The sequence below is a fragment of the Martinezella lusitana genome (assembly GCF_010668395.1).
GTDB lineage: Bacteria > Pseudomonadota > Alphaproteobacteria > Rhizobiales > Rhizobiaceae > Rhizobium > Rhizobium lusitanum_A.
Genome location: NZ_WUEY01000005.1, coordinates 348,882 through 366,698, shown reverse-complemented (window position 1 = coordinate 366,698; position 17,817 = coordinate 348,882). Strand labels below are relative to the sequence as shown.

Below are 17,817 nucleotides of genomic sequence, written 5' to 3'. Positions count from 1 at the left end.
CGCCATTCGCGGGTGAATGGTAAAAAATTCTCTAAGGGCGTTCAATTTTGTACCGTCCCGAGTATGTTGCCGGCAATTGAGCGCGCGCTGTGGGGCCGAGCGGGCATGGTTTACAATGCTCGTCCGCCAATAAGTCAGGCTGAAAAGCCGAGGGGTAGATGTGAATATCCATTCGCTATTACAATTGCTTGTGGTCATCGAGGAGTGCAAGCTTGCCAGGAATGTCGTCACTGAGCTCGAGCTCGTGCTCCGTTCCTATAAGTTCGATTTCTACGGCCTCTTGAAACAGACGCGGCCGAATGTCGATGTCACCAACTTCATGCTCGCGGGACGGTGGCCGGATCAATGGCCGCTGACCTACGTTCGCAAGCGGTACATGCTGGTCGATCCGGTCGCGCGCTATGCCACCCGGGCGCAGCGCCCTTTTCGCTGGCGCGATGCCGTCGCGGCGCTGAAGACAGACCCGCTCCAGCGGCGGATGGAGCAGATGATGGCGGATGCCCGCGCCAACGGGCTTGTCGATGGCTATATTTTCCCGATCCATGGGCGCAGCGGCCTGCTCGGAAGCATGACGATCGGCGGCGAGGCGGTCGATCTTTCGCCGACGGAGCTTTCCCTCTTCGATGCGGTTGCCAGAAAGGCCTTCTGGCGGCTTCTGGAGCTGAACGACGAGGCGCAATCCTTCGAGGAGCCCGGAAAAGCCGATGTGAAGCTGACGAAACGCGAGATGGAGGTGCTGAACCATCTCGCCGACGGCATGACGTCGATCGAGATCAGCCGACTGCTGGCAATCTCCAATCATACCGTCGACTGGTACATGAACAGCATCCAGGACAAGCTGAAGGCCAAGAACCGGCAGCACATCGTTGCCATCGCTTTCAGAAACGGACTTATTCCGTAGCGGTAACTATTTTGATGTCCGACGCCCTGGGGAAATTGAACTTCCTGTGACAAGAAGTTAAGAATTCTCTTCGCGGGTGCAGCATTGCCCGTTTCGATGTCGTGAGGAGAGCGCATTGCCTATTTCCAAGATCCTGGTCGCCAACCGTTCCGAAATCGCTATCCGCGTGTTCCGCGCCGCTAACGAGCTTGGGATAAAAACGGTCGCCATCTGGGCCGAGGAAGACAAACTGGCGCTGCATCGCTTCAAGGCGGACGAGAGCTATCAGGTCGGCCGCGGGCCGCACCTTGCCCGCGATCTCGGGCCGATCGAGAGCTATCTGTCGATCGAAGAGATCATCCGCGTCGCCAAGCTCTCCGGTGCCGATGCCATCCATCCGGGCTACGGCCTGCTGTCGGAAAGCCCGGAATTCGTCGATGCCTGCGATGTCGCCGGCATCATCTTCATCGGCCCGAGGGCCGACACGATGCGCCAGCTCGGCAACAAGGTCGCGGCGCGCAATCTGGCGATCTCGGTCGGCGTGCCCGTCGTGCCGGCAACCGAGCCGCTGCCGGACGATATGGCGGAAGTTGCCCGCATGGCCGAGGAAATCGGCTATCCGGTCATGCTCAAGGCCTCCTGGGGCGGCGGCGGCCGCGGCATGCGCGCCATCCGCTCCGAGGCCGATCTCGCCAAGGAAGTGACGGAAGCCAAGCGCGAGGCGAAAGCCGCCTTCGGCAAGGACGAAGTCTATCTCGAAAAGCTGGTCGAGCGCGCCCGCCACGTCGAAAGCCAGGTCCTCGGCGACACGCACGGCAATGTCGTTCATCTCTTTGAGCGCGACTGTTCGGTTCAGCGCCGTAACCAGAAGGTCGTCGAGCGCGCGCCCGCGCCCTATCTCAGCGAGGCGCAGCGCCAGGAACTGGCTGCCTATTCGCTGAAGATCGCCAAGGCGACGAACTATGTCGGCGCCGGCACCGTCGAGTATCTGATGGATGCCGATACCGGCAAATTCTACTTCATCGAGGTCAATCCGCGCATCCAGGTTGAGCATACGGTGACCGAAGTCGTCACCGGCATCGATATCGTCAAGGCGCAGATCCATATCCTCGACGGCTTTGCCATCGGCACGCCGGAATCGGGCGTTCCGAAGCAGGAGGACATCCGTCTCAACGGCCACGCCCTGCAGTGCCGCGTCACCACCGAGGATCCGGAACACAATTTCATCCCCGACTATGGCCGCATCACCGCCTATCGCTCGGCTTCCGGTTTCGGCATCCGTCTCGACGGCGGCACCTCCTACAGCGGTGCGATCATCACCCGTTACTACGATCCGCTGCTGGTGAAGGTGACGGCCTGGGCGCCGAACCCGCAGGAGGCGATCGCCCGCATGTATCGCGCCCTGCGCGAATTCCGCATCCGCGGCGTCGCGACGAACCTGACCTTCCTCGAAGCGATCATCACCCACCCGAAATTCCGCGACAACAGCTACACGACGCGGTTTATCGATACGACGCCGGAACTGTTCCAGCAGGTCAAGCGCCAGGACCGCGCCACCAAGCTGCTGACCTATCTCGCCGATGTCACCGTCAACGGCCACCCGGAGACCCGCGGCCGTCCCGCGCCCTCGCCCAAGGCCGCCAACCCTGTGCTGCCCTATATCGACAGCGCCATTCCGGACGGCACCAAGCAATTGCTGGACAAGCTCGGTCCGCAGAAATTCGCCGAGTGGATGCGCGGCGAGAAGCGCGTGCTGATGACCGACACGACGATGCGCGACGGGCATCAATCGCTGCTCGCGACCCGCATGCGTACCCACGACATCGCCGGCGTGGCCGGCACCTATGCGCGCGCCCTGCCGCAGCTCCTGTCGCTGGAGTGCTGGGGCGGCGCTACCTTCGACGTGTCCATGCGCTTCCTCACCGAAGACCCGTGGGAGCGCCTGTCGCTGATCCGCGAAGCTGCGCCGAACCTTTTGCTGCAGATGCTTTTGCGCGGCGCCAACGGCGTCGGCTACACCAACTATCCCGACAACGTCGTGAAATACTTCGTCCGCCAGGCGGCCAAGGGCGGCGTCGATCTGTTCCGCGTCTTCGACTGCCTGAACTGGGTCGAGAACATGCGCGTGTCGATGGATGCCGTCGCCGAGGAGAACAAGCTCTGCGAGGCGGCGATCTGCTATACCGGCGATATCCTCAACTCCGCCCGGCCGAAATACGATCTGAAATACTATACCGATCTTGCCGTCGAGCTGGAAAAGGCCGGTGCCCATATCATCGCGCTGAAGGACATGGCCGGGCTGCTGAAGCCGGCCGCGGCCAAGGTGCTGTTCAAGGCGCTGCGTGAGGCGACGGGCCTGCCGATCCACTTCCACACGCATGACACCTCGGGCATCGCGGCCGCCACCGTGCTCGCGGCCGTTGACGCCGGTGTCGACGCCGTCGATGCGGCGATGGATGCGCTGTCGGGCAATACCTCGCAGCCATGCCTGGGCTCGATCGTCGAGGCGCTGAAGGGCTCCGAGCGCGATCCGGGCCTCGATCCCGAATGGATTCGCCGGATCTCCTTCTACTGGGAAGCGGTCCGCCACCAGTACGCCGCCTTCGAAAGCGATCTCAAGGGACCGGCTTCGGAAGTCTACCTGCACGAAATGCCGGGCGGGCAGTTCACCAATCTCAAGGAACAGGCCCGTTCGCTCGGGCTTGAGACCCGCTGGCATCAGGTGGCGCAGGCCTATGCCGATGCCAACCAGATGTTCGGCGATATCGTCAAGGTGACGCCGTCTTCCAAGGTCGTCGGCGACATGGCGCTGATGATGGTGAGCCAGGATCTGACCGTTGCCGACGTCGAGAACCCGGCCAGGGACATCGCCTTCCCGGACTCGGTCGTCTCCATGCTGAAGGGCGATCTCGGCCAGCCGCCCGCCGGATGGCCGCAAGCCCTGCAGAAGAAGGCTCTGAAGGGCGACAAGCCCTACACCGTCCGTCCCGGCTCGTTGCTGGCCGAGGCCGATCTCGATGCCGAGCGCAAGGCGATCGAGACCAAGCTGGAGCGCCAGGTCGACGATTTCGAATTCGCCTCCTACCTGATGTATCCGAAGGTCTTCACCGACTATGCGCTGGCGGCCGACACCTACGGCCCCGTCTCGGTGCTGCCGACGCCGGCCTATTTCTACGGGCTGAAGGAAGGCGACGAGCTGTTTGCCGAAATCGAGAAGGGCAAGACGCTCGTCATCGTCAACCAGGCGATGACGGCGACCGACGACAAGGGCATGGTGACGGTGTTCTTCGAACTCAACGGCCAGCCGCGCCGCATCAAGGTGCCGGATCGTGCCCATGGCGCTTCCGGCAGCGCGGTGCGCCGCAAGGCCGAGAGCGGCAATGTCGCCCATGTCGGCGCGCCGATGCCGGGCGTCATCTCCACGGTCTTCATCTCGCCCGGCCAGGCGATCAAGGCCGGAGACGTGCTGGTTTCGATCGAGGCGATGAAGATGGAGACCGCGCTGCACGCCGAAAAGGACGGCACGATCTCCGAAGTGCTCGTGCGCGCAGGCGACCAGATCGATGCCAAGGATCTGCTCGTCGTCTATGGCGCGTAATTGAGATGCGAGAGGCGGCCGGCGAAGCTGGCCGCCAATGAAAATGCGGAAGCTTTCCATCGCGGGCCAGCCGGAGGTCGAACCTTCGCATGTGGCCGTGATGGAAATATTCCGCTTTTTTTCGTCAGGCCGCGGCCAAGGCCGGATCCATGGAGGTGGAGGAGTGACGGGAGCGGTTTCCCTGCGCGCGGCGACCAATGCCGATATCGACGGCATTCGCGCCTTGACGCGCGAGGCCTACGGCAAATGGGTGCCCCTTATCGGTCGCGAACCGCTGCCGATGATGGCGGACTATGCCGAGGCCGTGCGCAAGCATCGCATTGACCTCGTGGAGGCCGAAGGCGAGCTTGTGGCGCTGATCGAGATGGTGCCGGGCGCGGACCACCTGTTGATCGAGAATATTGCCGTATCGCCTCGGCATCAGGGCCAGGGCATCGGCAGGAGGTTGCTTGCCCATGCCGAGCAGGTCGGCGCCTCGCTCGGCGTAAGAGACCTTCGGCTCTACACGAACAAGCGCTTTGCCGAGAATGTGCAGCTTTATCTGAGGAATGGCTATGCGATCGATCGCGAAGAACCGCTCAAGGACGGTTTTCTCGTCCACATGAGCAAGCGTATCGAATAGCTGCGCGAAAGCCTCCCCTCAGCATGCCCGCCTCTCGATCACGGCAGCCCAAAGCGCCGCCAGCAGTGCGAGCATCGCCGATACCAGCATCAGGACGAACAGCGTGTGGATCGTTGCCGACCGTGCAAGGAACAGCCCTGCGATGGAGCCGATGAGCGCGCCGCCTGCGATCCGCAGGGCAGCGGCGAGTCCCGCGGCCGTGCCGACGAGATCCGACCGTACCGACATCGCGCCGCTGTTGGCGGCCGGCATGGTCAGGCCGTTGCCGAGACCGATGAAGATGCAGGGGCCGAAGAGTGCCAGTATCTGCGTCATGCCCGATAGCGACAGGGCGAGGCCGAAGGCGAGCCCGATGCAGGTCAGAAGCCGCGCGACGACCAGTATCCTGCCGAGCGGGATCCGCGCGCCGTAGCGGCCGGCCATGTAACTGCCCAGGATGAAGCCGGCGGGAACCAGGCCCATGTAGAAGCCAAGCCTGGCGCTCGAGCCGCCGAGCGCATCGCCGACAGTGAGCGGCGCTCCGCCGAGGAAAATGTAGAGCACTCCCATGGAGCAGGCCATGCAAAGGGCATAGGCCCAGAATCGCGGCGCACACAAAAGCAGCCGATAGGAGGCGAGGTAGTTCCTGTCCGTCCCAGACGACGGCGCTCTCGATCCCTTCAATTCGCGCATGGACAGAGCCAAGGCGGCAATGCCGAGGACCGCAAGCACGACAAAGCTTGCGCGCCAGCCGAAAAGCTCGTCCAACGTCCCGCCGAACAGCGGGCCGACCATGGGCGCGAGCGCCCATCCCATGGCGAGATAGCCGAATTTGCTCGCGGCTTCGCGTTCCCCCGATGTCTCCTTGATGACGACGAGAGCGACGGAGCAGCACGGCCCGATGCACGCCTGCATCGAGCGAAAGACGAGGAAGGTGCCGATATCGGGCGCGAGAACGCAACCGATCGATGCGACGATGAAGATGGAGAGCGCCGTCAGGACGACCGGCCTGCGGCCGAACCGGTCCGATATCGCGCCGCCGATCGCCTCCAGAAACGCGGTGACGATGGAAAAGCCGGCGACCGACAGGTTCACAAGGGCGAAATCGGCGTGAAATGCCGCGGCGATCTTCGGCAGCGACGGCAGGATCATGTTGACCGGCAGCACGGCAACGGCAGAAAGCAGGATGAGGGTCGCCAGCCGCGGTTGTCGGGCCGCTGTCCCGGTCGTCGGGTCTTCGATTGCTTGCGTGGTTGAACGTTCGATGCGGCTTTCGGTGCGCGTCATGGCCTTGTCCGTCGTGTGGTGGGAAGTCGAGGGAGATCTGACGGGTGCCGCCCGGAATGAGGGCAATAAAAAAGGCCCCGTCAGGAGCCTGCTTACCGCGCATGGGTGCTTTCGCCGGATGGTTACACCATCCTGCCCATGCGCCTTCCTACCACTGCGAGAACCAAAGCCGTGTTCATGGCATAAGAGCTAAACGGAAAGCCGCGCATCGTCAATGCGCGGTCCGCCGGCAGGGCAAACGGGCTTGTCTGCGCTTTAGGCGCAGGGCCTCTTATATGTCGTAGCTATGGCCGGCATTCAGCGTCGAGATGAACTGCCTTGTCCGCTCCTGCGCCGGAGAGCCGAAGATGCTGCGCGAGGAGCCGGTTTCGACGATGTTGCCGGCCTCGAGGAACACCACATTGTTGGCGATCTTCGAGGCAAGGCGCAGGTCGTGCGTCGCCATGACCATGGTCGTGCCTTCGTTGGCAAGCTTGCCGAGGACATCGACCACTTCGGCCGCCAGTTCCGGATCGAGCGCCGAGGTCGGTTCGTCGCAGAGCAGCACGCGCGGCGAGGGCGCGAGCGCCCGGGCGATGGCGACGCGCTGCTGCTGGCCGCCTGACAGCGTCGAGGGCCAGGCATCCATCTTGTGCGCCATGCCGACCTTGGTCAGCAGTTCGACGGCACGGGCGCGGGCTTTGTCTTGCGGCCAGCGCAGCACGGTCGTCAGCCCTTCCATGACGTTGCCGATGGCGGTCTGATGCGGGAAGAGCTGGAAATTCTGGAAGACCATGCCCGTCTGGCGGCGGATCTTCTGGATGTCCTGCCAGGTCGGCTTCTTGCCCGGCAGGAAGGTGGCCGTCTCTCCGCCGATGCTGATCGTTCCGGCGGTCGGGATCTCCAGCAGGTTGATGCAGCGCAAAAGCGTGCTCTTGCCGCCGCCTGAAGGTCCCACAAGCGCTGTCACCGTGCCTTCCGGAATGAGGAGGCTGATATCCTTGAGGATGACATTGTCGCCGAAGCGTTTTTCGATATGCGACAGCTCGATCATGTCTGTGCCTCCAGCGTACCGCCGGAGCGAGCGAAATGGCGTTCGAGGTAGCCCTGCAGCGTTGAAAGGAACGTGCTGAGCACGAGATAGATGATGGCGGCCTCGATATAGAGGATCAGCGGCTCGTAGGTCGTCGCCACGATGCGCTGCGCTGCCTGGAACAGCTCCGGCACGGTGATGGCGGCGGCAAGCGAGGTGTCCTTGACGAGCGAGATGAAGGTGTTCGACAGCGGCGGCACGGCCACGCGCGCCGCCTGCGGCAGGATGGTGCGGCTCATGGCCTGGCGCCAGTTCATGCCGATCGAATAGGCGGCTTCCCACTGGCCCTTCGGCACGGAGGAGATGACGGCCCGGATGATCTCGGAGGTATAGGCGCCGACGCTGAGCGTGAAGCCGATGACGGCGGCCGGGAAGGCATCCAGCAAGATGCCGAGGCTCGGCAGGCCGTAGAAGATGACGAAGAGCTGCACCAGCAGCGGCGTGCCGCGGATCACCCAGACATAGAAGCGCGCAACGGCCACCAGCGGCCGCGGCCCGAACAGGCGCGTGACGGCGGTGAGCAGGCCGAGCAACAGGCCGAGGACGAAGGTAATCAAGGTAAGCGGGATGGTGAAGACGAGCCCTGCCCAAAGCAGCGTGCCCAGTGACTCCCACATCAGTTGCAACCAATGCTCCAAGGAGAAGCCTTTCCATAAGAGAATGCGTCCGGAAGTGACCCCGGACGCATCTTTTTCACAAATTGACGTTTCTGCCTATGCCTTCTTACTTCGAAACATCCTGTCCGAAATATTTCTTGGAGATCTTGTCATAGGTGCCGTCGGCCTTGATATCGGCCAGCGCCTTGTTGACGGCGGCCAGCAGTTCCGGCTCGCCCTTGCGGATGATGACGGCGGAATAATCGGCATTGGCTTCCTGGGCGACGATCTTCACCGGCGCATCGGGCTTGTGCTTCTTGAAGTCGAGGAAGGAGAGGCTGTCGTTGATGGTGGCGTCGGCGCGGCCGGTCAGCACGAGCTGGATCGACTGGTCGAAGCCATCGGTGCCGACGAGCTCGGCGCCAGACTTCTCGGCGAGCTTGCCGAAGTTGCTGGTCAGCGACTGTGCGGATTTCTTGCCCTTGAGATCGGGGAAATCCTTGATGTCGGTGTTGTTTTCCTTGACGATCAGTACGGCCTTGGAGGCGATGTAGGGATCGGAGAAATCATATTTCTGCTTGCGGGCGTCGGTGATGCCGACTTCGTTGATGACGGTGTCGTAGCGGTTGGCGTCGAGACCGGCGATCAGGCCGTCCCACTTGCCTTCCAGGAACTGCGCCTTGACGCCGAGCTTGGCGGCGATCGCCTCGGCGATCTCGACGTCGAAGCCGGTGAGCTTGTTGCTCTCGTCATGATAGGTGAACGGCGCATAGGTGCCTTCCGTGCCGACCTTCAGCACGCCGGCGGCCTGGATCGCCTTGAGGTTATCGCCGGCATGGGCGGGCAGGAGGAGCGCGGCCTGTACAAGCGCGGCAGCAGCGGCAGTCTTCAACCAGTTCATCGTTTTCTTCCGTTCCTGGAGCGGTTTCATTCAATGTCGCATACATCGCAGAAAAATTGGATCGCGGAAGCGTAGAAAACTGCGAGAAAAAAGGGCAATTGCGAATATTTTTCTCAAAGAATGGAAGGGGCGGTGATTTTGGCATGAAGACAAGACCGCAGCGGCCGCCGCCGCTGTACTTCGCTGTGTTCGCAAACCAACGACACTTGCGCTTTCGGCCCGAAGCGGACTCGTTCCAAGTAGTAGAAGAAATCTGTTACCGTGCCCTCAGAGACGAGGATGCCGAACACTATGAGACTTGCTCACATCAACTTGGTTGCCCGTAATGCAGACGCGCTCGCTGCATTCTATGTGAGTGTCATGAAATGCCATATATTTCGTGAACCGAAAACATTGTCCGGTGAAATTGTTTCCAAAGGGAATGGACTTCCAAACTCGGAAATTCGGTCAATCTGGCTTAGATTTCCGGGGCTGGAACACCCCTTTCTGGAAATTCATGAGCATTCGGTGACTCATCATCGCAACCATCCGAGGGTAAATGAACCCGGTTACGGACACCTGGCGTTTCAGGTGGAGGATATCAACAGCACCCTTTCCAGCATCATCGAAGCTGGAGGGTGCCAGATTGGTCAGATTACCGATTTCGGAACGCCAGAGACGGTTTATCTGATCGCCTACGCTCGCGATCCAGAAGGCAATGTGCTTGAACTTGAGCAAACACCTTATGTCCGTTGATGGCGCGAAGTTGCCGTTCGACCGGGATGGAAATTGCTATCGAACCGCGAGCAGGGCCAATCGATAACGACGGCACGTAACGCGACCGACAATCACCGTCCAGCGCTCTGCCTCAAGCCGCCGCGGTGCGCCGCTTCATCCGTTCGCTGATAATGATGATGAACCCGGCGCTGAGGATCAGGATGGCGCCGATGAAGGTGTTGGCGCCGGGGATGTCGCCCCAGATCAGGTAGCCGAGCAGGAAGGCCCAGACGAGCGAGGTATATTCGAACGGCGCCAATACGGAGACCGGGGCCTGGCGCATGCCTTCGAAGAGAGCGAGCTGGCCGGCGCCGGCGATGATGCCGGTCAGGGCAAGCAGCACGATCTGGAAGAGCGTCGGTGTCTGCCAGTGGGCAATCGCCATGCCGGCGGTCAGGACGATGAACATGATGTTGGAGACGGCCATCTGGATATGGCTCTTCTCGTGCAGCGCGGTCTTGCGCAGGAGCACCATGCCGCTTGCCCAGAGGACGGCGGCTTGCAGCGCCAGGTAAACCGGCCAGGAGATCGACAGGCCCACCGGATTGGAGGCGATCACGACGCCGCAGAAGCCGACGCCGACGGCCATCCAGCGGGCGAAGGTGACCTTTTCGCGCAGTACGATGGTCGCAAGGATCGTGCCGACGATCGGCGCCGCGTAGTAGAGCGTCGTCACTTCGGCGAGCTGCAGGTAGGAGGCTGCCGAATAATAGGAAATCCACGCGATCAGGATGATGATGCTGCGCACGATCATCGGCTTGAGGATCGGCGAGCGCGCCACTTTGTGGACGAGCGAGGGTCCTTCGAAGACGAAGCAGCCGGCAAGGATGGTGCAGCTTCGTATGAACAGGACCTGCCAGACGGAAATGGAGGCGACGAGCAGCTTCACCGCCGAATCGTGGGCGGTGAACAGCATGTAGGCAAACACCGTAAGCAGGATGCCATAGCTGATGGAATTTTTCACGGGAGCACCAGAGGATGGCCCCGACGCGGGCCGGCCGAATAATCTTTCAAGTCTCAACGGATAGGAGCCTACTTTTTCGCCGTCAATAGCGGTTTTTGCCGATGCCGTACGGTCACGAATTATTTATTCGGGGTTGTGGCGTCTTTGCCTCCGCTTTAACAGACAGAGACGAAATGTGACTGTTTCCGCTCTTTTCGATCGTTGAGATTTCAATCGATTTAAATAGACTGCGGTGCTGATTTGGAGGAATTTTCATGGACGAGATGACGAGAATGGAGGGTCTTGAGGCGCGAAGGAGCGGATTTTTCACAAAACCGCGCGCGGCCGTATCTCTGCTGTTCTTGCTCAACGGCTTCATGGTCGGCTGCTGGGCGCCGAAAATTCCGGAGTTCGCCGAGCGCCTGCACCTCACGAAATTCGAGCTCGGCCTGATGATCCTCGTCTTCGGCGTCGGGTCGCTCGTGATGATGCCGCTTGCCGGCGCGCAGATCGCCGTGCGCGGCTCGCGCATCGTGGTGCGCTGTTTTGCGGTGCTGCTGCTGCCGATGATTCTCGCCCTCACGCTGGCGCCGAACGTATGGACCGCGGCCGTTGTATTGTTCCTCTTCGGCGGCTTCATCGGCGCCATGGACGTGGCGATGAACGCCAATGCCGTTTCGGTCGAAAAATCCATGCGCCGGGCGATCATGTCTTCCTGCCATGCCTTCTGGAGCCTGGGCGGCCTGCTGGGCTCGGCGATCGGCGGGCTGCTGATCTCGCGCTGCGGCGTTCTCGGCCATGCCGAGGCGTCGACCGTTCTCGCCGTTCTTTTTCTGGTCGTCGCCTGGCCGATGGTTCTGGGCGATCAGCCGCATCCCGACGAAGCCAAGCCGAAGGCAAAGCTGCCGATGATCCCGCTGCCCTGGCTGCTCGGCATCGTCGCGCTGTTCTGCATGGTGCCGGAAGGCGCGGTGCTGGATTGGAGCGCGCTCTATCTCGGCCAGGAAAAGGGTGCATCGGTGGCGCTCTCCGGCTTCGGCTTCGCCGCCTTCTCGGCCACCATGGCGACGATGCGCTTTGCCGGCGATTTCGTCCGCGACTGGCTGGGTGCCGTGCGCACGCTGCGCGTCTGCACGGTCTTTGCCATCGTCGGCATGCTGACGGCAGCTTTGGCGCCGAATGCGGAGATCGCCATCCTCGGCTTCGCGCTCTGCGGCATCGGCATTTCCAACATGGTGCCGATCGCCTTTTCCGCCGCCGGCAACATTCCCGGGCTGCAGCCCGGTATCGGCATTTCGGTCGTCACGACGCTCGGCTATTCCGGCATGCTGGTCGCGCCGTCCGCAATTGGCTTTGCCGCCGAGCATGTCGGCTTCTCGCCGGTGCTGACGGCGCTGCCGGTGCTGCTGCTTGTCGTGCTGGCCTTGTCGTCCCTGGCGCGCTACGCTGATGGCATCGGCGAGAGCAAGCATTAATTTCGTCGCTTTTGCTCGGTAACGGGTAGATCCCGTCCGATCAAAAGAGATGTCCGGAGCGGTTGACAACGACCGTTTCGTGATCCACCTGAAAGGCACCAATTGCAAAGGCCTGCGAGAGCTTTCCATGTCGTCAGCCAGTGATTTCGACCCGAAACCGCGCCGTTCCTCCGTTGCCGTCGATGTCGGCGGCGTGATCGTCGGCGGCGGGGCGCCCGTCGTCGTGCAGTCCATGACCAACACCGACACCGCCGATATCGATTCGACCGTGGCGCAGGTGGCGGCCCTTTTCAAAGCCGGCTCGGAGCTGGTGCGCATCACCGTCGACCGCGACGAGAGCGCTGCCGCCGTTCCTAAAATCCGCGAGCGGCTGCTGCGGCTCGGCATGGACGTGCCGCTGATCGGCGATTTCCATTATATCGGCCACAAGCTGCTCGCCGATCATCCGGCCTGCGCCGAGGCGCTGGCGAAATACCGCATCAATCCCGGCAATGTCGGCTTCAAGGACAAGAAGGACAAGCAGTTCGCCGAGATCATCGAGATGGCGATCCGCTACGACAAGCCGGTGCGCATCGGCGTCAACTGGGGCTCGCTCGACCAGGATCTCCTGACCGCGCTGATGGACAAGAATGCCGCCGAGGGCTCGCCGCTGTCGGCCCGGCAGGTGACGCGCGAGACCATCGTGCAGTCGGCGCTGATCTCGGCCGATCTCGCCGAAGACATCGGCCTGCCGCGCAACCGCATCATCCTGTCGGCCAAGGTCAGCCAGGTGCAGGATCTGATCGCCGTCTATTCCATGCTGTCGGAGCGTTCCGACCACGCCCTGCATCTGGGCCTGACCGAGGCCGGCATGGGCTCCAAGGGCATCGTCGCCTCGTCGGCCGCCATGGGCTATGTGCTGCAGCACGGCATCGGCGACACCATCCGCGTTTCCTTGACGCCGGAGCCGAACGGCGACCGCACCCGCGAAGTGCAGGTGGCGCAGGAGCTGCTGCAGGTCATGGGCTTCCGTCAATTCATTCCCGTCGTCGCGGCTTGTCCCGGCTGCGGCCGCACGACGTCGACCGTGTTCCAGGAGCTGGCGCAGAACATCCAGAACGACATCCGCAAGAACATGCCGGTCTGGCGCGAGAAATATCCGGGCGTCGAGGCGCTGAACGTCGCCGTCATGGGCTGCATCGTCAACGGACCCGGCGAAAGCAAGCATGCCGATATCGGCATTTCCCTGCCCGGCACCGGCGAAACGCCGGCCGCGCCGGTCTTCATCGACGGCCAGAAGGCCATGACGCTGCGTGGCCCGAACATCGCCTCCGATTTCGAGGCGCTGGTGACGGACTACATCGAGAAGCGCTTCGGCCAGAAGAGCGTCGCGGCGGAGTGATCCGCCGCTTGAACCGGATCAGATATTGCTCGTCAGCAGCTTGATGCCGGCGAAGCAGTAGAAGCCGGCCATGGCGCCCTCGATCCAACGGCGGGCATTGCGATAGATCCTCAGCGCATGCGGCGTCGAAAACAGGATCGCATAGCCCATGAACACCACGAAACCGGTCACGCCGCAGACGGCGATGATCAGCATCGCCACGGAAGCCGGCGCGCCCTGCGGCATGCCGAGCGCGATGATGGCGAGCCAGGCGAAGATGGCCTTCGGATTGGTGACGTGGATGCCGTAGCCGCGCAGGATCAGCGATTTGAAGCCGGGCGTTTTCGGGCCTTCGGCCGCGGTCGGCATCTCGCCGTTGGCCCGCACGGCGCGAAACGCCTTGTAGGCGAGATAGAGCAGGTAGATGCCGCCGAAGATCTTCAGCAGCTCCAGCGCCATGGCATAGGTTTGCAGCAGCGTGGCAAGGCCGGCTGCGGCGGCGAAGGCCCAGGTCAGCGAACCGCCGAAGATCCCGAGCGAGAGGGTCATGCCGGCCTTGCGGCCGTGGGTCATCGATGTGCCGATGATCGCCATGATGGCGGGGCCCGGGCTGACGACAGCGACGATGTAAGCGATGTAGGCCGGCAGGATCTGCGGCAGGTAGGCAAGCGTTTCGTGCATGGAGAGATTTCCCGAAGCGTCGGCCGGCGCGAACAATTCTGCGTCTACGGGCCAGCTTCGGAATGGGAATGTGTCACAAAATGCAGCGGAAATCACCCGGCAACGCATGGATTCTTGTTATGGTGACATTCCGTCGCTGAATGGATGAGCCGTTATCGCGGCCGGAGCGCCTTCGCCGCATCCGAACCTGCGACCATGGAGGCCTCGGGCTCGCACGAGGTCGGGCAACGCCCTACCAATGCACCGGGGTCAGTTCCTGCGGTTTGCGACGAAGCGGGCGGTTTGCGTGAGGACGGTCGCCTTGTCGCCATAGACGGACAGCAGGTCTGCCGCTTCGCTCACCAGCCTTGCGAGCGTTGTTTCCGCCCATTCCTGGCCGTGCAGGGCGACCAGCGTGCCCTTGCCGCGTGCGGCATCCTTGCCGGTTGCCTTGCCCATGGTGGCGGCATCGGCGGTGAGGTCGAGAAGATCGTCTGCAAGCTGGAAGGCAAGACCGATCTTTTCGCCGAACGTTCGAAGGCGCTTGCGGTCTTCGGTGGGGGCGCCGGCGACGATGGCGCCGGCCTCGCAGGCAAAGCGGATCAGCGCGCCCGTCTTCATCGCCTGCAGCGTGGTGATGCCGCTTTCGTCCGGCGTCTCTTTCTCCGCCGCAAGGTCGAGGGCCTGGCCGCCGGCCATGCCGCCGATGCCGGCTGCCCGCGCCAGCGCCAGAACGAGCGCCATTTTCCGGTCCGCCGGCAGCTCCGTTTCGGGGGCGGCGATGATGTCGAAGGCATAGGTCAGCAGGCTGTCGCCTGCCAGGATCGCCGTTGCGTAGTCGAAGGCGATATGCACCGTCGGCTGGCCGCGGCGCAGGTCGTCGTCGTCCATGGCGGGCAGGTCGTCATGGACGAGCGAGTAGCAATGCACGCATTCGAGCGCGGCGCCGATCCGAAGGGCCGCTTCCGCATCGCCGCCGAGAAGGGCTGCCGATTCCATGACGAGGAAAGGGCGCAGCCGCTTGCCGCCGTTCAGGACGCCGTGACGCATGGCGTGCAGCAGCCGGGCCGGGCGGACGATCTCGTCGCTGAGGGCGGTGTCGCCGAGAAGCCGGTTCAACATGGCTTCGATCTTGCCGGCGTTGTCCCTGAGGCGCTGTTCGAATGAGGAATGGGTGCTGTCCATGGCCGCTGTTTGGCATGAGAGGCGGTTGCTGGCAACGAGAATTGTCAACAGCCGCGTGGGGAATGACGCCGCACTCTGGTCATCGCTCCGTGTAGGCGGTATGACGAATGCAACAGCAGAGCGTTTCCCGGTTGCAGCCAAGGCGTTCCGGGATGGAGCCATCGTGGACCTCAGGCAATTGGACATATCGACGGACAATGAGGAGGAAGCCGAGGTGCCGCGACGGTCCGGCCTGCTTGCGCGCTTCAAGACAAGGCCGCTCTGGCAACGCATCGTCCTCGTGCTGATCGGCGTCCTGCTGCTGCCTTATTTCTTCATCTTCGTCTATCTGCTGCCGTTCATCCACCCTGTCTCGACGCTGATGATCGGCGATGCCGTTACCTTTCAGGGCTATGACCGGCGCTGGGTTCCGCTCGACAATATCGCGCCGGTGCTGGTGAAATCGGTGATGGTCTCCGAGGACGGGCAATTCTGTTACCACGGCGGCGTCGATTGGGGCGAGATGCGGATGCTCGTCCAGGAGACGCTGCACGGCAAGTCCACGCGCGGCGGCAGCACGATCCCGATGCAGACGGTGAAGAACCTGTTTCTCTGGAACAGCCGCTCCTTCGTGCGCAAGACCCTGGAACTGCCGCTTGCGGTTTCCGCCTCCTTCGTCTGGTCGAAGCGCCGCATGATGGAAATCTACCTCAATGTCGCCGAATGGGGGCCGGGCATCTACGGCATCGAGGCGGCGGCGCGCTACCATTTCAAGGTGCCGGCCTCCAAACTTTCGGCCCGTCAGGCAGCCCTTCTTGCCGTCTCGCTTCCCAACCCGATCGATCGGGTGGCGAGCAAGCCGGGGCGGGGCCTCGGCCAGCTTGCCTCGCTGATCCAGCGCCGCGCCCGGAATGCGGATGCATACATCAAATGCCTTTATGACTGAGATCATAACTTGTCGTTCGACCGGCTGATCGTCATCTGGCATTCTTGGCCATGAAGTAAGGGCGGGTGATCTGCCAACGAAGATCGGACCTGCTCCATGGATTTCAACGCCTTCTCCCCAGAACTGCTCGAGTATGCCAAAAGCCTGCATCCGCAGCCGCCGCGCCATTTCGGCACGCGCTACGATCACTCCGGCGTCTTCCTGCATGAACCGGGCAACACGATCGTCTGCCATGTGGCGGAAGGTTCGCAGACCCAGCGCGCCATCGTTACGGCTCGGCAGAAATATCTCGACATGCCGGAGGCCAGGCAATTCGTCTTCACGCCCATCTCCAGCCTGCACATGACGTTGTTCCAGGGCATCATCGAGTATCGCCGCACGCGACCCCACTGGCCCGCGGACATGGCGCTCGATACGCCGATCGACGAGATGACGGAGATCATGGGGGAGCGCCTCAAGGCCTTTTCGATGCGCGATCCGTTCAAGGTCGCCGTGACGAAGGCGCGGCCCAGCGGCCTGCTGGTCGACGGTGTAACCGAAGCGGACCGCAGGACGATGCGCGAGTGGCGCAATGCCCTGGCGGATCTTCTCGGCTATCGCCACCCCGATCATGAGGCCTATCCGTTTCACATCACGTTTGCCTATGCCATCGAGCGGCTGGCCGACGAGGCCCTGCCGTGCTGGCAGGCAATGCTGGACGAGGCCGCTGCCGAACTTCGCGCCGAACAGTCTGTTCTCGAGCTGCGGCCGCCGGCCTTCTGCGCCTTCGACGACATGAACCATTTCGAGGAACTCTTCGTCTTCGAGTTTCGAACGTAGAAAGGAAACGCACGCGTCATGGACAAGCTGACCCTCTATATCGGCAACAAGAATTATTCTTCCTGGTCGTTTCGGCCATGGATCGCGCTTACGGGGTGCGGCATCGCCTTCGAAGAGGTTCTGATCCCCTTCGATTTTCCGGGCGGCAATCCGCGCATTCGCGAAGTGTCGCCGACAGGCAGGGTGCCGATGCTGGTCCATGACGGCTTCAGGGTCTGGGAATCGCTCGCCATTATCGAATATGCGGCCGAGCTGTTCCCGGATGCCGGGCTTCTGCCCCACGATCGGCAGGCCCGCTCGCTGGCGCGGTCCTATAGCATGGAGATGCTTTCCGGTTTCGTCGCGCTGCGCAGCGCCTGTCCGATGAACATGCGCCGCCCGGTTCGCCGCCTCGATCTCTCCGAAGACGTCATGGCGGATGTGGCGCGTATCGAAACCATCTGGCGCGAGGCTCGGTCGCGATCCGGCGGTCCGTTCCTGTTCGGCGCGTTTTCCGGCGCGGACGCAATGTTTGCACCTGTCGTCAGCCGTCTGGAGCGATACGACATTCCGGTTGCGGCCGACACGCTGGAATATATGGCGACCATGAAGGCGCTGCCGGCCTGGAGGGCGTGGGAAGAGGCCGCGCTGCACGAACCCTGGATCGTCGGAGAGGACGAAGCCTGATCACCGTTCGGGGTCGAATATTCGGGAATCCGCCGCTACGGGCAAAAAATGCTGGAAGGGACTGGTCAAAGCCCGGCAAGCCATGTATAAGCC

At 62.4% G+C, this 17,817-nt stretch carries 16 protein-coding genes; 9 read left to right on the top strand and 7 right to left on the bottom strand.

From position 1 onward, the window contains the following. The first annotated feature begins 160 nt into the window (after positions 1-160). From GR212_RS14485 to GR212_RS14475, 3 genes are all read left to right on the top strand, one after another. On the top strand, positions 161-901 hold the full coding sequence (locus tag GR212_RS14485) for an autoinducer binding domain-containing protein (protein WP_163987261.1): 741 nt from the start codon (positions 161-163) through the stop codon (positions 899-901). A gap of 115 nt (positions 902-1,016) precedes the next feature. Then, on the top strand, positions 1,017-4,478 hold the full coding sequence (gene pyc, locus GR212_RS14480) for a pyruvate carboxylase (protein ID WP_163987260.1): 3,462 nt from the start codon (positions 1,017-1,019) through the stop codon (positions 4,476-4,478). A gap of 163 nt (positions 4,479-4,641) precedes the next feature. Then, positions 4,642-5,100, top strand: coding sequence for a GNAT family N-acetyltransferase (locus tag GR212_RS14475; RefSeq protein WP_348643466.1), 459 nt, complete (start codon positions 4,642-4,644; stop codon positions 5,098-5,100). An 18-nt stretch (positions 5,101-5,118) separates the two neighbouring features. Here the strand turns inward: GR212_RS14475 and GR212_RS14470 are convergent, their stop codons facing one another. The 4 genes from GR212_RS14470 to GR212_RS14455 all read right to left on the bottom strand — a co-directional run bounded on the left by GR212_RS14470 (position 5,119) and on the right by GR212_RS14455 (position 8,935). Further along, positions 5,119-6,366, bottom strand: coding sequence for an MFS transporter (locus GR212_RS14470; protein WP_163987259.1), 1,248 nt, complete (start codon positions 6,364-6,366; stop codon positions 5,119-5,121). Between the two features lie 271 nt (positions 6,367-6,637). After that, complete coding sequence (locus GR212_RS14465; RefSeq protein WP_163987258.1) at positions 6,638-7,399, bottom strand: amino acid ABC transporter ATP-binding protein; 762 nt, start codon at positions 7,397-7,399, stop codon at positions 6,638-6,640. Continuing rightward, complete coding sequence (locus GR212_RS14460; protein ID WP_163987257.1) at positions 7,396-8,076, bottom strand: amino acid ABC transporter permease; 681 nt, start codon at positions 8,074-8,076, stop codon at positions 7,396-7,398. The genes GR212_RS14465 and GR212_RS14460 overlap by 4 nt, the downstream gene beginning before the upstream one ends. Positions 8,077-8,161: 85 nt before the next feature. After that, positions 8,162-8,935, bottom strand: a complete 774-nt coding sequence (locus GR212_RS14455) for an amino acid ABC transporter substrate-binding protein (RefSeq protein WP_163987256.1) — start codon at positions 8,933-8,935, stop codon at positions 8,162-8,164. A 291-nt stretch (positions 8,936-9,226) separates the two neighbouring features. Here GR212_RS14455 and GR212_RS14450 point away from each other — a divergent pair, with 291 nt between their 5' ends. Then, entirely contained in the window at positions 9,227-9,670 is a 444-nt protein-coding gene (locus tag GR212_RS14450) for a VOC family protein (RefSeq protein WP_163987255.1), read from the top strand. Between the two features lie 112 nt (positions 9,671-9,782). On the opposite strand, the gene GR212_RS14445 is transcribed toward GR212_RS14450, so the two are convergent. After that, the gene (locus GR212_RS14445; protein ID WP_163987254.1) at positions 9,783-10,655 is read right to left on the bottom strand and encodes an EamA family transporter; all 873 of its coding nucleotides are present in this window, start codon (positions 10,653-10,655) and stop codon (positions 9,783-9,785) included. Between the two features lie 254 nt (positions 10,656-10,909). Here GR212_RS14445 and GR212_RS14440 point away from each other — a divergent pair, with 254 nt between their 5' ends. Both GR212_RS14440 and ispG read left to right on the top strand, forming a co-directional pair. Further along, positions 10,910-12,109 (top strand): MFS transporter, encoded by a 1,200-nt coding sequence (locus tag GR212_RS14440; protein WP_163987253.1) that lies wholly within the window; start codon positions 10,910-10,912, stop codon positions 12,107-12,109. Positions 12,110-12,236: 127 nt separating this feature from the next. Continuing rightward, positions 12,237-13,490, top strand: coding sequence for a flavodoxin-dependent (E)-4-hydroxy-3-methylbut-2-enyl-diphosphate synthase (gene ispG, locus GR212_RS14435; protein ID WP_163987252.1), 1,254 nt, complete (start codon positions 12,237-12,239; stop codon positions 13,488-13,490). A gap of 18 nt (positions 13,491-13,508) precedes the next feature. Here ispG and GR212_RS14430 read toward each other — a convergent pair whose 3' ends face one another. After that, complete coding sequence (locus GR212_RS14430) at positions 13,509-14,150, bottom strand: LysE family translocator (protein WP_163987251.1); 642 nt, start codon at positions 14,148-14,150, stop codon at positions 13,509-13,511. 249 nt (positions 14,151-14,399) lie between these two features. Then, on the bottom strand, positions 14,400-15,314 hold the full coding sequence (locus tag GR212_RS14425; protein ID WP_163987250.1) for a polyprenyl synthetase family protein: 915 nt from the start codon (positions 15,312-15,314) through the stop codon (positions 14,400-14,402). Between the two features lie 100 nt (positions 15,315-15,414). Here GR212_RS14425 and mtgA point away from each other — a divergent pair, with 100 nt between their 5' ends. The 3 genes from mtgA (at position 15,415) to GR212_RS14410 (ending at position 17,724) form a co-directional block, all read left to right on the top strand. Continuing rightward, entirely contained in the window at positions 15,415-16,239 is an 825-nt protein-coding gene (gene mtgA / locus GR212_RS14420) for a monofunctional biosynthetic peptidoglycan transglycosylase (protein WP_432444365.1), read from the top strand. A 96-nt stretch (positions 16,240-16,335) separates the two neighbouring features. Continuing rightward, complete coding sequence (locus tag GR212_RS14415; RefSeq protein ID WP_163987249.1) at positions 16,336-17,058, top strand: DUF1868 domain-containing protein; 723 nt, start codon at positions 16,336-16,338, stop codon at positions 17,056-17,058. Between the two features lie 18 nt (positions 17,059-17,076). Beyond that, the gene (locus tag GR212_RS14410; RefSeq protein WP_163987248.1) at positions 17,077-17,724 is read left to right on the top strand and encodes a glutathione S-transferase family protein; all 648 of its coding nucleotides are present in this window, start codon (positions 17,077-17,079) and stop codon (positions 17,722-17,724) included. The last annotated feature ends 93 nt before the right edge of the window (positions 17,725-17,817 follow it).

Coding starts and splice junctions, on each gene's coding strand:
- mtgA (WP_432444365.1), top strand. CDS start 15,415: ATGACGAATGCAACAGCAGAGCGTTTCCCGGTTGCAGCCAAGGCGTTC.
- GR212_RS14470 (WP_163987259.1), bottom strand. CDS start 6,366: ATGACGCGCACCGAAAGCCGCATCGAACGTTCAACCACGCAAGCAATC.
- GR212_RS14440 (WP_163987253.1), top strand. CDS start 10,910: ATGGACGAGATGACGAGAATGGAGGGTCTTGAGGCGCGAAGGAGCGGA.
- GR212_RS14450 (WP_163987255.1), top strand. CDS start 9,227: ATGAGACTTGCTCACATCAACTTGGTTGCCCGTAATGCAGACGCGCTC.
- GR212_RS14415 (WP_163987249.1), top strand. CDS start 16,336: ATGGATTTCAACGCCTTCTCCCCAGAACTGCTCGAGTATGCCAAAAGC.
- GR212_RS14425 (WP_163987250.1), bottom strand. CDS start 15,314: ATGGACAGCACCCATTCCTCATTCGAACAGCGCCTCAGGGACAACGCC.
- GR212_RS14455 (WP_163987256.1), bottom strand. CDS start 8,935: ATGAACTGGTTGAAGACTGCCGCTGCTGCCGCGCTTGTACAGGCCGCG.
- ispG (WP_163987252.1), top strand. CDS start 12,237: ATGTCGTCAGCCAGTGATTTCGACCCGAAACCGCGCCGTTCCTCCGTT.
- GR212_RS14465 (WP_163987258.1), bottom strand. CDS start 7,399: ATGATCGAGCTGTCGCATATCGAAAAACGCTTCGGCGACAATGTCATC.
- GR212_RS14430 (WP_163987251.1), bottom strand. CDS start 14,150: ATGCACGAAACGCTTGCCTACCTGCCGCAGATCCTGCCGGCCTACATC.
- GR212_RS14410 (WP_163987248.1), top strand. CDS start 17,077: ATGGACAAGCTGACCCTCTATATCGGCAACAAGAATTATTCTTCCTGG.